Genomic DNA, 13,054 nt, shown 5'->3' with positions numbered 1-13,054 from the left:
AACACACGGCAGAAGGAAACAAAATGAAACAGGACTACACCATTGCCGAATTGCAGGCAGAAATGACCGCCCTGCAGCAGGTTTTTGACAATGTTACGCTGGCAGACCCGCGCATGGGTCTGTTGGACCCCGCCACCCTGCAGCCGCTGAACAAGGTGGCCGCCATGCCTGCGCTGGACAGCACCGGCCGCGGTATGCAGGTCGTGAAGGGGAATGACGGCCTGGAAACCGTGCTGGCCCAGGGCATCAACGTGGAGGGCACCCCCTGTATGCTGCTGATGCAGATGCCGCTGCCCCGCAGCCTGCAGGCCGAAGGGGCGGAGGATTCCTTCATCCGCACCTTGAGCCAGATGCAGGACGACCTGCGCCGCGACTACGTGACCGGCGCGTACAACGCAGTCTACCTGAACGAACAGTACCGCCCCATTGCCGAGCGCGCTGCCATGAGCGGCACGCCGGTCGGCGTCGTGATGGTCCGCGTCAACGAGTATTGGCAACTGCGCGAGCATGAAAACGACTCCGCCGCCAACTGCTGCCTGAACATGGCGGCGGGTATCTTACAGCTGGCTGTCGGCCCTGACCACGACAAGGCCGTGCTGGCGCGCCTGAACGACGGTTTCTTCGCTATCGTCACCATTGGAACGCCCGCCGCCAGGATGGCCCAGACCGTGCGCGAGGCGATGAACGATTCCCGCCGGGAGTTCAACATTTCGCTGTCCCGCCGCGGCAGCTTCACGGTGGAGATCGCCTCCGCCGAGTGGGGCGAGACGGCGTCCTGGGACATGACCCTCTCGCTGGCACAGCAGCGCCTGTAACTGAATAAACGATCCCCCTTGTGTACATACTGGCATTGACCGCCAAACGTACACAAGGGGGATTTTGTTATGCAGACCGATAATGAAAAAATGCTGCAGGAAATTGTCCAGAACACCGAGATGGGCAAGAACACGCTGGATGAGCTGATGGGCCTGACCCACGACCAGAAATTGAAGGATGAGATGATGCGCCAGAAGCGGGAGTACCGGCGTTTCAACCAGGCGGCGCACACGGCGCTGGATGCCATCGGGGCCGAGGCCCACGGCCAGAGCGCTGCTGCCAGGATGAGCGTGAGCATGGGCATCCGCACCCGGACGATGATGGACAAATCGACCCGCAACCTGGCCACAATGCTGGCCGAGGGCAGCGGCCAGGGCGTGCTGGACTGCAAGCGCGCCGAGAAAGACTACCCCACGGCCAGCCCCGGGGCCATGCAGCTCTGCCATGAACTGGGCTGCTTCCAAAGCGAGGCCGAGCAGACCTGGCGCGGTTTCGTGTAAAAAGCCTTCCCCCTCTTGGGGGAAGGTGGACGTAGGCCGGATGAGGGGCGGGCCTGCCGTTACAACCCGTTTATGGGCAATAATGGCAAACCCGCCCCTCATCAGTCTGCTTCGCAGACAGCTTCCCCCTCGGGGGAAGCCTCTTTACTTACAATTTCAGATCGCCCTCTTTGATCCAGCCCTTCTTCCGCAGCACCTCGCAGAAGATGACGCTGAGCACAGCGGGCAGAATGAAGCAGACCAGCACCATGCCGGTCCAGTCAAAGGCGGTGATGACCTTGCCGCTCTCGACCCAGCCGGTGTACACGCCGATCTGACCGACCAGACCGCAGGTGCCCATGCCGCTGGACACGGCCGGGCCGTTCATTTCCAGATGGAACAGGCAGGTAGCAATGGGGCCGGTGATGGCCGCTGCCAGCGTCGGCGGGATCCAGGTGCGGGGGTTGCGCAGGATGTTGGGCATCTGCAGCATACTGGTGCCCAGGCCCTGGCTGACCAGGCCGCCGATGCCGTTTTCTTTATAGCTCATCACGGCAAAGCCCACCATCTGGGCGCAGCAGCCGGCTACGGCCGCACCGCCCGCAAGGCCGGTCAGGCCCAGCGCCGCGCAGATGGCCGCGCTGGAAATCGGCAGCGTCAGCGCCATGCCGACGAGGACCGAGACGAGAATGCCCATCAGCAGCGGCTGCAATTCGGTCGCCCACATGATGACGCTGCCCACGGCGGACGCCGCCGCACCGATGGCCGGGGCACACAGTGCGCTCAGACCTACGCCGACCAAAATCGTCACAGCCGGGGTGACGAGAATATCGACCTTTGTCTCCTTGCTGACCAGCTTGCCGATCTCCGCCGCCGCAATGGCGATCAGGTAGACGGCCAGCGGGCCACCTGCACCGCCCAGCTCATTGGCGGCGCCGCCGACGGCAATCAGGCTGAACAAAACCAGCTGCGGCGCGTGCAGCGCGTAGCCGATGGATGCGGCCATGGCCGGGCCTGCGACCGCCGCCGCATAGCCGCCCGCCGTGACCAAGAATGCAATGCCGGTCTGCTGGCCCAGCGTCTTGATGATGGTGCCGATCAGCAGGCTGGCGAACAGCCCCTGCGCCATCGCGCCCATGGCGTCGATGCCGTAGCGGTGCGCCGAGATAATAACGTCCTTGCGCTTTAAAAATGCGCGGATATTTTCCATTTTACACACTCCTCTTCTTTTGCTAAAAGAAGAGTAACATTTTGCCGCGCAGAATACAACCCACCCCGCACAATTTTTGTTGAAAAAGCCGGGCAAATGCGCTACAATAATAGAAAATTTGTGTAAAAGGGGGAGATACCCTATGGTCGAAACCTTCACCGCCCACATCACACCCTTCGGGCTGGATCGCAACACCTTCGTCTACCTGCCCGACGGCTGGCAGACCTCCGGCAATCGCTACCCGGTCGTCTATATGTTTGATGGGCATAACCTGTTTTTTGATTCCACGGCCACCTACGGCACCTGCTGGGGGCTGAAAGAATACATGGACGCCCACGGCGAGGCCATCATCGTCGCGCCCGAGTGCAACCACGAGGGCAACGCCCGGCTGGAAGAGTACAGCCCCTACGACTTCACCTGGCAGGAAAACGCCATCCACGGCCGGGGCAAGGCGTATCTGGACTGGATGGTCAACGAGCTAAAACCCCTCATCGACGCGAAATACCCCACGCTGCCCGACCGCGGCAACACGGCTATCGGCGGGTCCAGCATGGGCGGGCTGATGAGCCTGTACGGCGTCACGGCCCACAACGCGACGTTCAGCCGCGCGGCCTGTCTGTCACCGTCGGTGCGGTTCAGCTTTACCGAAGTCAAGGCCGACATCAAAAAGGCAAAGCTGGCCCCCGGCACGCGGGTCTACATCAGCTGGGGTGAGCGCGAGGGCAAAGGCCGCCACGCGCTGGCCCAGTACACGTCCAAAGCGCTGGAAGTCACCAACCTGCTGACTGCGCAGGGCGCGGCGGTCTACCCCTACTGCCAGCTGGACGGCAAACACTGCGAGGCCGACTGGCGGCGGCAGCTGGGCCGCTGCTTCAAATTCCTGTTTGGATGGAGGTAGCCCGTGGCAAAATCACACAAAAAGAAAAAGCGCCCCGCGCCCCCTGCGCCCGCCGCCCCGGCGGCCAGGCCCGCCCCCGCGCCGGATACCCCGCCGCGCAAGACCCGGCTGCTGGCGGCGCTGTGCTATTTAAATGTATTGATCCTGATACCCGCCTGTTGCAAACAGCGGCACGATGCCTTTGTAAAGTTCCACCTGAACCAGGGCCTTGTGGTGCTGGCGCTGGCCACAGTCTGCGCCTGCGTTGGCTTTCTGCCGCATTGCAGCGAGCTGGGCCTGACGCTGACGCTGCTGGTAGATGCCCTGTCCCTCGTCGGGCTGGTGCAGACCCTGCGCGGCCTGCAAACCCCGCTGCCGCTGATCTGGCGCATCACAAAGTCGTTTCACCCGTTTACTTAAACAAGGAGTGTGTATTATGTCTAAAGCTGTCATCTTTTTTGCCCCGGGGCTGGAGGAGTGCGAGGGGCTGCTCTGCGTTGATATCCTGCGCCGCGCGGGGGTCGAAGTGACCATCGCGGCGGTGGGCGGGGAGCGCATCGTCAAGAGCGCCCGGCAGGTCAACGTTGTGGCGGACGCCCTGGCCGAGGAACTGGACTACGCGGCGTTTGACGCCTGCATCCTGCCCGGCGGCATCCCCGGCGTGCCGAACCTGAAAGCCGACGCCACGGTGCGCAAGGTCTGTACAGACTTTGCCGCGCAGGGCAAAATCGTGGCGGCCATCTGCGCCGCGCCCACGGCGCTGGCGGCATTTGGCGTGCTGGGCGGCAAAAAAGCCACGGTCTACCCGGGCATGGACGCCGACCTGACCGCCGCCGGGGCCAGCTACACCGGCCTGCCCATCACCATCGACGGCAACATCATCACCGGTGAAGCCCTGGGCGCGGCGATCCCCTTTGCCCTGGCCCTGGCCCGGACGCTGGCCGGGGCCGATGCGGCGAATAAGGTAAAGACCGCAATCGTGTACCAATAACCAATAAGAAAATGGCTTCTCCCTCGGGAGAAGCTGTCCGCGAAGCGGACTGATGAGGGGCGGCTTTGCCATGATTGCCCATGACTGGGTTGACGTGGCAAGTCCGCCCCTCATCCGGCCTTCGGCCACCTTCCCCCCCAGGGGGAAGGCTTATAAAAAACGCATTACTTCTCCCAATCTTCGATCAAGAACGCGTCCGGGTTTTCCTGGGCGTCCAGGATGGGGCAGTGGTAGACGTCGTGGTCGTCGTCGCCGCAGAACACGCACAGGCCGGTCCATGCTGGCATATTGGGGTCGGGGTCGCCTTCCTCGTAGCCAAAGATCACATTGCGGGGGCCTTTTACATAGAACGAGCCGTCGGGGCGCTGCACCACGCCGCCTTCGGGGATGTCGGGGCTGCCCTCGGGGTAGATGCGGTCGCCCTTGGCGGTCACGGCGTAGTCCTGGGCGGGGGCTGCTTCAGCGGGCTGTTCGGCGGCAGGCTGGGCTTCCTCCTCCGATTGGGCGGCAGCCTGCTCGGCGGCGGCTTGCTGTTGCTGCTGCACAATGGCGGCCTGCTTGGCGGCGGTGCAGTTGTCGGCGGCGTGGCCGGTCAGGCCGCAGTAGCTGCACTTGACGACCTCCTGCACGACGAGGTTGTAGGTGGTGGACGCCTCGCCCGCCGTGCTGGCGGCGGTGATGGTCGTCTGGCCCGGGGCCAGCGCCGTGATAATGCCGTTGTCGTCGATGGTGGCAACGCCCTCGTCGCTGGACGTCCAGTGTAGGGTCTTGTCGGCGGCGTCCTCGGGCAGGACGGTGGCGTGCAGCGTCCAGGTCATGCCTTTGTTCAAAATGCCGCCCTCCTGTTCCAGCGTCACGCTGGTGGGCACGATGGGCGCTTCCGTCGGGGCCGGGGTGGCCGCCGCGGTGGGGGCAGGCGTGGCAGTGGGGGCGGTTTCCGGCGTGGCGGCTTCACTGGCGGTAACGCTCTGCGGGGCCGCCCGCTTGATGGTGGTGCTGCAGCCGGTCAGCCCGGCACCCAGCATACAGGCAAGGATGACCGCCGCAGCGGCCAGCTTGTGGGGATGAACCGATTTCGTGTTTTTCATAGCTGCATTCTCCTTTGTGGTTCGGTGGGGTGTAGCCCCCTATGTTGGTTTCAGTGTACCGCGAAGGGAGAGATTTTGCAGGCAAAGCGGGATGAAACGACGGTGAATCGGGATGAAATGCAGGCCCGCCGTGTTTATCTCCCTCTGCGGGGGAGAGAGCCTGGTAATTACCCGAAACGGCGGTGGGTGGCAAACGTGCGGGGCGTCGAGGACGCCGCCCCCTACAACTATGGGGCGTGGGGGCTATTGCCCGATTATACCCCCATTTCCGCCCATTCCGACAATAAGGATAACTACACCAACGCGCTGGGGCATGATTATAAAGAAGTCACCACTAAAAACGCCCCGGTTCACGAAAGAACGTGAACCGGGGCGTTGCTATTTTATTTTCTCCCGCGCTGCAATTCGATCCAGGCCAGGTCGCCGCGCTCCAGGCCGTGGATGAGGACCTCGGCGGTGGCAATGTTGGTGGCAACCGGGATGGTGTGCATATCGCACAGGCGCAGCAGCGTCATGTCGTTGGGCTCGCCGGGCTTGGCACCCACCGGGTCACGGAAGAACAGCAGCATATCGACCTCGCCGCAGCCGATCATGGCGGCAATCTGCTCGGCACCGCCGCGCCCGCCCGGGTACAGCGTGCGCACCGGCAGGCCGGTGGCGTCATGGACGATCTTGCCGGTCACACCGGTGGCGACCAGGTCATTCTCCGACAAAATGCGCACGTAGGCCGTGCAGAACTGGGCCATCAATTCCTTGCGGGAATCGTGGGCAATCAAGGCAATTCTCATGGCTGAAACTCTCCCTCTACAAGCCGCCGCGCGGCTGAACAACAAGCATATACTATATAATATAACGTATGAATAAAAATTGCAAGTGCCGTGGCCGCAAAAATTGCCAAAAATTGCGCGATATCCTTACAAATATTGGCGTAATAGCTAAAGACGGCAACAAAAATTTGGTGAAACCGCGCGGCGCAGTTGTGCTATAATGAAAAAAACGGACAGAACATTGTATCGTATTCTGTCTAAAAGGAGGCTCAACCATGAAGAAATCTGCCCAGACCGTCATCCGCCCGGATGCGTACTACACCATTGCCGCCGCCAACGGCCGTGTGCTGGAAGTGGCTGATTTCAACACCGAGAACGGCGCGTCCGTTCGCCTGTGGAGCTACGAAGGCCAACCCTGGCAGCAGTGGCAGTTTGTGGAAGCAGGCGAGGGCGAGTACCGCATCAAGAACCGCTTTACCGGCAAGGTCATGGACCTGGCCATGTCCGGCGTGTGCAACGGCACCTGGGTCCACCAGTGGAGCCAGACCGCCGGGGCGGGCCAGCGCTGGCAGCTTGTGGACGCAGGCGGCGGCAAGGTGAAGCTGCGCAATGTGCTGGCCGACAAGGTCATTGACCTGGTGGGTATGCGCGTGGACAACGGCACCCAGGCCCAGATCTGGCAGGATGTGTTTGGCGAGAACCAGCTGTGGAAGCTGGATCCCGTGCCCGCGCGCCTGCTGGACAAGGAACCACCGGCCCCGAAGCCCGGCACCAGGAAAGCCGCCCCCAAGACGACCCGCACCCAGACGGAGAAGAAAACGTCCGGCAAAGCCGCCCGGCGGACAAGTAAGAACAAGTGAGAAAAGCCTTCCCCTGCGGGGGAAGCTTTTTTTCTGTTGCGGGAACGGAAAAATGTTGTTATAATAAAAAGAAAAACCGAAAGGCAGTACCAACCATGCAGTTTACCGAACTTACCAATGTTTCGCCCGAGATCATCCGCGCTACGCAGGCGATGGGCTTTACCGATATGACCGAAATTCAGGAAAAGGCCATTCCGCTGATGCTGGGCGGGCACGATATGATTGCCAAGGCCCCCACGGGGACCGGCAAAACCGTAGCGTTCGGTATCCCCATCCTGTCCAGGGTTGACCCCGGCAGCCTCAAGCCGCAGGCCGTCATCCTAAGCCCCACGCGTGAGCTGGCCCAGCAGATCGCCCAGGACCTGCAAAACCTGGCGCAGTTTCTGCCTGCCATCAAAATCGTCTGCGTCTACGGCGGCGCGGGCATGGACAAGCAGCAGCGTCAACTCAAGCAGGGCTGCCAGATCGTTGTTGCCACGCCGGGCCGCCTGATGGATCACTACCGCCACCACGCCATTGATGTGTCCGACGTCAAGACCGTCGTGCTGGACGAGGCCGACGAGATGCTGAACATGGGCTTCTACAAGGACGTCAAGTACATCATCGACCTGATGAAGCACCGCGAGAGCCTGTCGATGTTCTCGGCCACCATCAGCCGTGAGGTGCTGGACATTGGCTGGCTCTACCAGCACAACGCCGCTGAGGTCAGCGTGCAGCCGGTGGAGGATTCCAGCCCGAAAATTGCCCAGTACAAGCTGCTGACCACCGGCCGCGACAAGCTGGCCGACGCCGCCCAGATCATCATTGACGAGGGCTACAAGCGGGTCATGATCTTCTGCAACACCAAGTACAACACCGGTATGCTGGCCAACCAGCTGGCCCGGCTGAATTTCAATGTGGACTGTCTGCACGGCGATTTGTCCCAGGCCGAGCGCAACCGCATCATGACGCGGTTCAAGGCCGGGAAAATCGATGTGCTGGTCGCCACCGATGTGGCCGCCCGCGGCATCGACGTGTCCGACGTGGATGCGGTCATCAACTACGATGTGCCCGAGGAAAACGAGCACTACACCCACCGCATTGGCCGCACGGGCCGCGCCCGCAAGCAGGGCGCAAGCTACCTGTTCTACACGAAAGAGGAGCAGAAGCGTGTGGATCAGCTGCTGCGCCTGACCCGCAACACCGACGACTGCAAGGCCGTGAAGTTTGACTTCAACCACGAGCATCTGAAGGTGGAAGAGGCCAGGCAGGAGGATAAGTTCCAGATCAAGGCGTATTTTTGAGGAAAGAAAAGCCGTAGAGGCCGGGCATGCCCGGCCCGCAACGTGAGGGGGATAGCCCCTTTATCTTTGGCATTGTAGAGAGGGGCCTTGCCCTTCCGCGGGGCGTCGAGGACGCCGCCCCCCCTACAACAAAAAACGCACCTGCCTATTCCACACAGGCAGGTGCATTTTTTGTAGAACCTTACACGCTCTCGATCATCCGCGCGACGATTTCCGTTGCCGTCTTAACGTACTCGGTGATGCTGAACTGCTTGACCACCAGCACCTCATAGCCGCTCTCGTCGGCGTTGTCGCTCATGGCACGCAGAATCACGCAGGGCACGCCGTTGCGGCCCGCCACCTGGCTGACCGCCGCGCCCTCCATCTCGACACAGTCGGGATGACACTTTTCCTCAATGACTTTTTTCGTCTCGGCGTCGCCGACGAAGGTGTCGCCGGTGGCGATCTTGCCCGCAATAGCCTTTACGCCGCAGGCAGCACAGGCGTCCAGCGCAGCCCTGACCAGCGCAGGGTCGCCGTGGTACTCGGTCTGGAACGGTGCACTCTGGGCAATCATACTCAGCTCGGCGTCGTGGTAGACGACCGTCTCACCGATGCAGACGTCGCCGATGCCGATTTTGCTGGTCATGTTGCCCGCGATGCCGCTAAAAATCAACTTGTCAATGCCGTATTTCGTGCACAGCACCTGTACGGTGGACGCGGCGTTGGCCTTGCCCATGCCTGCGCAGCAGACAACGACCTGCTTGCCCTGCAAGGTGCCGCAGTGGTACTCCACCCCGGCGTAGGTCTCTCTGGTCACATTCTCCAGCCGGGCACACAGTTGGTCCACTTCGTCGGGCATGGCGCCCATAATGCCGATAATCATGGTCGGATTCTCCTTATACATTAAACAAAAACTCAATGACATCGCCGTCGTTCACGACGTATTCCTTGCCCTCGGTGCGCTGCAGGCCCTTGGCCTTGACGGCGGCGTAGTTGAAGTCAGCGTCCTCCAGATCCTTGTAGGCAATGACCTGGGCGCGGATGAAGCCGCGCTCGAAGTCGCTGTGAATCTTACCGGCAGCCTGCGGGGCCTTGGTGCCGCGCTTGATAGTCCAGGCGCGGCACTCTTTTTTGCCGTCCGTCAAAAAGCTGATGAGGCCCAGCAGCTCATAGCTGGCCTTGATGAGCTTGTCGAGGCCCGTGGACTCGATGCCCATTTCCTGCAAGAACGCGATTTTTTCCTCCTGCGTGGAACCGGCAATGTCCTCCTCGGTCTTGGCGCAGATGGGGATAGCCTGGGCGTTTTCCTCCTTGGCGCGGGCGGCGACCAGAGGATAGTAGGGGTTCTCGTCGAGGCCGCCCAGCAGGTCGTCCTCACCCACATTGCAGGCGTAGATGACCGGCTTTGCGGAGAGCAGGCCCAGCTCCTTGCGGGTGGCCTTCACGGCATCGTCGCTCTCGTCAAAGGCAAAGCTGCGGGCGGGCTTGCCGCCCTCAAGCCAGGCGGCCAGGTCGGCCAGCCAGGCGGCCTCAGCTGCGGCGGCCTTGTTGCCGGTCTTGGCGGCTTTCTGCTGGCGGCCCAGGCGGTTGCTGACGACTTCCAGGTCGGCCAGAATCAGTTCCAGGTCTATGGCATCAATGTCACGGATGGGGTCAACGCTCTCGGGCTTGTTGACGTCCTCGACGACGTGGATGATGTTGTCATCATCAAAGCAGCGCACGACATGGACGATGGCGTCACACTCGCGGATGTGGCCCAGGAACTTGTTGCCCAGGCCCGCGCCCTGGCTGGCACCCTTGACCAGACCTGCAATGTCGACAAACTCAACGATGGCAGGCGTCTTTTTATCGGTCTGCCAGATCTCGGCCAGCTTGTCCAGCCGCGGATCCGGCACCGGCACGATGCCGGAGTTCGGCTCGATGGTGCAGAAAGGATAGTTGGCTGCCTGCGCGTTCTGCGTGCTGGTCAGCGCGTTGAAAAGGGTGGATTTGCCCACATTTGGAAGGCCGACGATGCCCAATTTCATGATGTTCTATATCTCCTTTGTTGTCGTTGCTTTTTATCGCGCGGGGGGTGTTGCCCCTGAATCATGACATACTATTTAAATTATAACACAGAAATGCACCGCTTTCAACGGGCTTGTGGCGGCTTTTGGCGATTTCTGGCGGCGCAGCCAAATCGCTATTGAGAACGCCCGGCAGGGGGGCATACCATAAATTTGTTCTGTCACGAAAAATTTGCACAAAGACGGTCATCTGTTCTTTTTTTGTCCACAATTATGCGGTATAATAACCTTATAAACTGCCGCCTGGCGGCTTAGGGAGGAAACCAAGATGGCAAATGAGAAAATTCTGGTCGTCGATGACGATAAAAATATCTGCGAACTGCTCCGCCTGTACCTGGTCAAGGAAGGCTACAACGTAACGATGGCCCACGACGGCGCGGCCGCCCTGGCTGAGTTCGACAAGCTGCACCCCGATCTGGTGCTGCTGGACGTCATGATGCCGGTGATGGACGGCTGGGAGGTCTGCCGTAAAATCCGTGCCAAGGACAACACCCCCATCATCATGCTGACCGCCAAAGGCGAGACGTATGACAAGGTGCTGGGCCTGGAACTGGGCGCTGATGACTATATCGTCAAGCCCTTTGACGCAAAAGAGGTCACGGCCCGCATCAAGGCCGTGCTGCGCCGCTCCTCCGCCAAGGAGGAAGAAAACAAGGGCGTCTACGACTTCGACAACCTGCACCTCGATATGAACCGCTACGAGCTGAAAGTCAAGGGCAAAGTCGTCGAGGCCCCGCCCAAGGAGCTGGAACTGCTGGCCTGCCTGGCGGGCCACCCCAACCGCGTGTACACCCGCGACCAGCTGCTGGACGAGGTGTGGGGCTTTGAGTATTACGGCGACTCCCGCACCATCGACGTCCATGTCAAGCGTCTGCGCGAGAAGCTGGAAGGTGCGTCCGAGCAGTGGAGCCTGAAAACCGTCTGGGGCGTCGGCTATAAGTTTGAGGTCAAGGAATGAGCCGCCGCAACACGATCAGCCGCGAATTTTTTGCCACCATCGCCGCCGTGCTTGTGCTGGGGCTGAGCGTGATGTGCGCCATCCAGACAGCACTCTCGGCGGCGTACTTCATCAGCGAGCGCAAAAGTTCGCTGACCGATGTGCTCAACGGCGCGGCCGCATTGAGTGAGCGGTTTGCCGACGAAGGCTCCATCGTCACAAAGCCTTTGCAGGATGACGATATTATGGAGCGCGCCCAAAGTGGGTTTGAACTGTTCAACACGGCGTCCGGGGCGCTGATTTTCATTGCGGACGGCGACGGCAACATTTTACTGCACACCGGCGACGACGCTTTCACCGGCGGCAGCGTGCCAACCGAGTACATAGACGACCTGAACGAGGGCCGCGACATCTTTGAGACCGGCACGCTGGGCGGTGTTTACTGCGCCAAGTATTACACGGCCGGGCGGCGCATCACAGTGGGCGGGCAGGACGGCTACCTGTTTGCCGCCAGCCCCATGGCAGCGCTGGGCGGCTACATGAGCGATATGCTGGCGATGTTCGGCATCTCGGCAGCGGTTATTCTGATTTTGTGCAGCATCCTGTGTTGGGTGCTGGCACGGCGCATCACCGGGCCGATCGAGGATATCAGCGAGGCTGCGCGGCGGCTGGGCAGCGGCGACTTCACGGCCCGCGCCCCGGTGGACGGTTGTGTGGAGCTGGCCGACTTTGCGACTACTTTTAATAATATGGCCGCGCGGCTGCAAACCATCGACAATTCCCGCGGGCAGTTCATGGGCAACATTGCTCACGAGCTGCGTACCCCGATGACGACCATCAAGGGCTTCATCGACGGCATGTTGGACGGCACGATTCCGCAGGAAGAAACCAAGCATTACCTGGGGATCGTCTCGCAGGAGACAGGCCGCCTGGCACGGCTGGTGCAGAATATGCTGGACATCACCAAGCTCGAGGCGGGCGAGGTGCCTATCCACGCCCAGACTTACGATCTGTGGAAAACTGTCACCGACGTGGTGCTGTCCGACGAGCAGCGCATTGAGGACGGCAAAATCGACATACAGGGGCTGGGCGGCGACCCGCTGCCGATCTATGCCGACCCGGATTTTGTGCATCAGGTCGTGTATAACATCGTAGACAATGCCATCAAGTTCACCCCGGCGGGCGGCACCATCAGCTTTGCCGCCGAGCGCCACGGCAACATGGTGGAGGTGCGTATTGAGAATACCGGCGCGGGCATTGCGCCGGAGGCCCTGCCCTTTGTGTTTGAGCGGTTCTACAAGGAGGATCGCTCCCGCGGCATGAACACCCGCGGCAGCGGCCTGGGACTGCACATCTGCAAGATTTTGATAAACCTGTCCGGCGGCCAGATCCACGCCGAGAGTGAGGAAGGCAAATGGTGCCGGTTCGTGTTCACCCTGCCGGCAGGGCAGTAAAACAAAAAACAGACGCTGTGAAAACGGCGTCTGTTTTTTTGTACGCGGGAAAGGCTTCCCCCAAAGGGGGAAGGTTTTTTTGGAAACCCTGTAAGATTTCTCCTCCCGCCCGGGTCTATATAGTCAGAACCCACAAAAAGGAGGTACCAACATGAAAGACCGGGAATTGACCCGACAATTGGGAAAATGAACAAATGTACAATCTTCCGCTGGACGAAATGATGGAAGTTGCCGACTATGCTTT

At 60.9% G+C, this 13,054-nt stretch carries 15 protein-coding genes; 10 read left to right on the top strand and 5 right to left on the bottom strand.

Annotated features, from left to right (window positions below; all coding sequences use genetic code 11):
* Positions 1–23 precede the first annotated feature (23 nt).
* Together ACZO0A_RS02690 and ACZO0A_RS02685 are read left to right on the top strand one after the other, a co-directional pair.
* Positions 24–815 (top strand): GGDEF domain-containing protein, encoded by a 792-nt coding sequence (locus tag ACZO0A_RS02690; RefSeq protein WP_215691716.1) that lies wholly within the window; start codon positions 24–26, stop codon positions 813–815.
* Positions 816–884: 69 nt separating this feature from the next.
* Positions 885–1,316 carry a hypothetical protein gene (locus ACZO0A_RS02685; protein ID WP_215691715.1) on the top strand — a complete coding sequence of 144 codons (432 nt, stop codon included), beginning with the start codon at positions 885–887 and terminating at the stop codon, positions 1,314–1,316.
* Between the two features lie 148 nt (positions 1,317–1,464).
* On the opposite strand, the gene ACZO0A_RS02680 is transcribed toward ACZO0A_RS02685, so the two are convergent.
* Positions 1,465–2,505 carry a PTS sugar transporter subunit IIC gene (locus ACZO0A_RS02680; protein ID WP_291232236.1) on the bottom strand — a complete coding sequence of 347 codons (1,041 nt, stop codon included), beginning with the start codon at positions 2,503–2,505 and terminating at the stop codon, positions 1,465–1,467.
* 142 nt (positions 2,506–2,647) lie between these two features.
* On the opposite strand from ACZO0A_RS02680, the gene ACZO0A_RS02675 reads away from it, so the two are divergent.
* Genes ACZO0A_RS02675 through ACZO0A_RS02665 form a run of 3 tightly spaced genes read left to right on the top strand, consistent with a single transcriptional unit; the run spans position 2,648 to position 4,373 of the window.
* Positions 2,648–3,403: an alpha/beta hydrolase gene (locus ACZO0A_RS02675; RefSeq protein WP_291232237.1), complete on the top strand. Its 756-nt coding sequence runs from the start codon at positions 2,648–2,650 to the stop codon at positions 3,401–3,403.
* A 3-nt stretch (positions 3,404–3,406) separates the two neighbouring features.
* Positions 3,407–3,802, top strand: coding sequence for a hypothetical protein (locus ACZO0A_RS02670; RefSeq protein WP_215691712.1), 396 nt, complete (start codon positions 3,407–3,409; stop codon positions 3,800–3,802).
* Between the two features lie 16 nt (positions 3,803–3,818).
* On the top strand, positions 3,819–4,373 hold the full coding sequence (locus ACZO0A_RS02665; protein WP_215691711.1) for a DJ-1 family glyoxalase III: 555 nt from the start codon (positions 3,819–3,821) through the stop codon (positions 4,371–4,373).
* Positions 4,374–4,537: 164 nt separating this feature from the next.
* Here ACZO0A_RS02665 and ACZO0A_RS02660 read toward each other — a convergent pair whose 3' ends face one another.
* Positions 4,538–5,461, bottom strand: coding sequence for an Ig-like domain-containing protein (locus ACZO0A_RS02660; protein ID WP_302375264.1), 924 nt, complete (start codon positions 5,459–5,461; stop codon positions 4,538–4,540).
* A 186-nt stretch (positions 5,462–5,647) separates the two neighbouring features.
* On the opposite strand from ACZO0A_RS02660, the gene ACZO0A_RS02655 reads away from it, so the two are divergent.
* Positions 5,648–5,827, top strand: coding sequence for a hypothetical protein (locus tag ACZO0A_RS02655; protein ID WP_291232436.1), 180 nt, complete (start codon positions 5,648–5,650; stop codon positions 5,825–5,827).
* 17 nt (positions 5,828–5,844) lie between these two features.
* Here the strand turns inward: ACZO0A_RS02655 and ACZO0A_RS02650 are convergent, their stop codons facing one another.
* Positions 5,845–6,249, bottom strand: coding sequence for a methylglyoxal synthase (locus tag ACZO0A_RS02650; RefSeq protein WP_215693078.1), 405 nt, complete (start codon positions 6,247–6,249; stop codon positions 5,845–5,847).
* A gap of 254 nt (positions 6,250–6,503) precedes the next feature.
* On the opposite strand from ACZO0A_RS02650, the gene ACZO0A_RS02645 reads away from it, so the two are divergent.
* Positions 6,504–7,088 (top strand): RICIN domain-containing protein, encoded by a 585-nt coding sequence (locus tag ACZO0A_RS02645; RefSeq protein ID WP_291212153.1) that lies wholly within the window; start codon positions 6,504–6,506, stop codon positions 7,086–7,088.
* Positions 7,089–7,183: 95 nt separating this feature from the next.
* Positions 7,184–8,371 carry a DEAD/DEAH box helicase gene (locus ACZO0A_RS02640; RefSeq protein ID WP_302375268.1) on the top strand — a complete coding sequence of 396 codons (1,188 nt, stop codon included), beginning with the start codon at positions 7,184–7,186 and terminating at the stop codon, positions 8,369–8,371.
* 181 nt (positions 8,372–8,552) lie between these two features.
* On the opposite strand, the gene ACZO0A_RS02635 is transcribed toward ACZO0A_RS02640, so the two are convergent.
* Together ACZO0A_RS02635 and ychF are read right to left on the bottom strand one after the other, a co-directional pair.
* Entirely contained in the window at positions 8,553–9,236 is a 684-nt protein-coding gene (locus ACZO0A_RS02635) for a 5'-methylthioadenosine/adenosylhomocysteine nucleosidase (protein ID WP_215693084.1), read from the bottom strand.
* Between the two features lie 13 nt (positions 9,237–9,249).
* Positions 9,250–10,380, bottom strand: a complete 1,131-nt coding sequence (gene ychF / locus ACZO0A_RS02630) for a redox-regulated ATPase YchF (RefSeq protein WP_215693086.1) — start codon at positions 10,378–10,380, stop codon at positions 9,250–9,252.
* A gap of 307 nt (positions 10,381–10,687) precedes the next feature.
* Between ychF and ACZO0A_RS02625 the strand changes: the two genes are divergently transcribed.
* Both ACZO0A_RS02625 and ACZO0A_RS02620 read left to right on the top strand, forming a co-directional pair.
* Positions 10,688–11,377 carry a response regulator transcription factor gene (locus tag ACZO0A_RS02625; RefSeq protein ID WP_302377164.1) on the top strand — a complete coding sequence of 230 codons (690 nt, stop codon included), beginning with the start codon at positions 10,688–10,690 and terminating at the stop codon, positions 11,375–11,377.
* A complete protein-coding gene (locus ACZO0A_RS02620) occupies positions 11,374–12,810 on the top strand; it encodes a sensor histidine kinase (RefSeq protein ID WP_302377162.1) in 1,437 nt (478 codons plus the stop codon). Before ACZO0A_RS02625 ends, ACZO0A_RS02620 begins: the two co-directional genes overlap by 4 nt.
* The last annotated feature ends 244 nt before the right edge of the window (positions 12,811–13,054 follow it).

This window comes from Gemmiger sp. (assembly GCF_057431175.1).
Note: the sequence above shows the minus strand (reverse complement) of the source record. Positions and strands in the feature narration are given on the sequence as shown.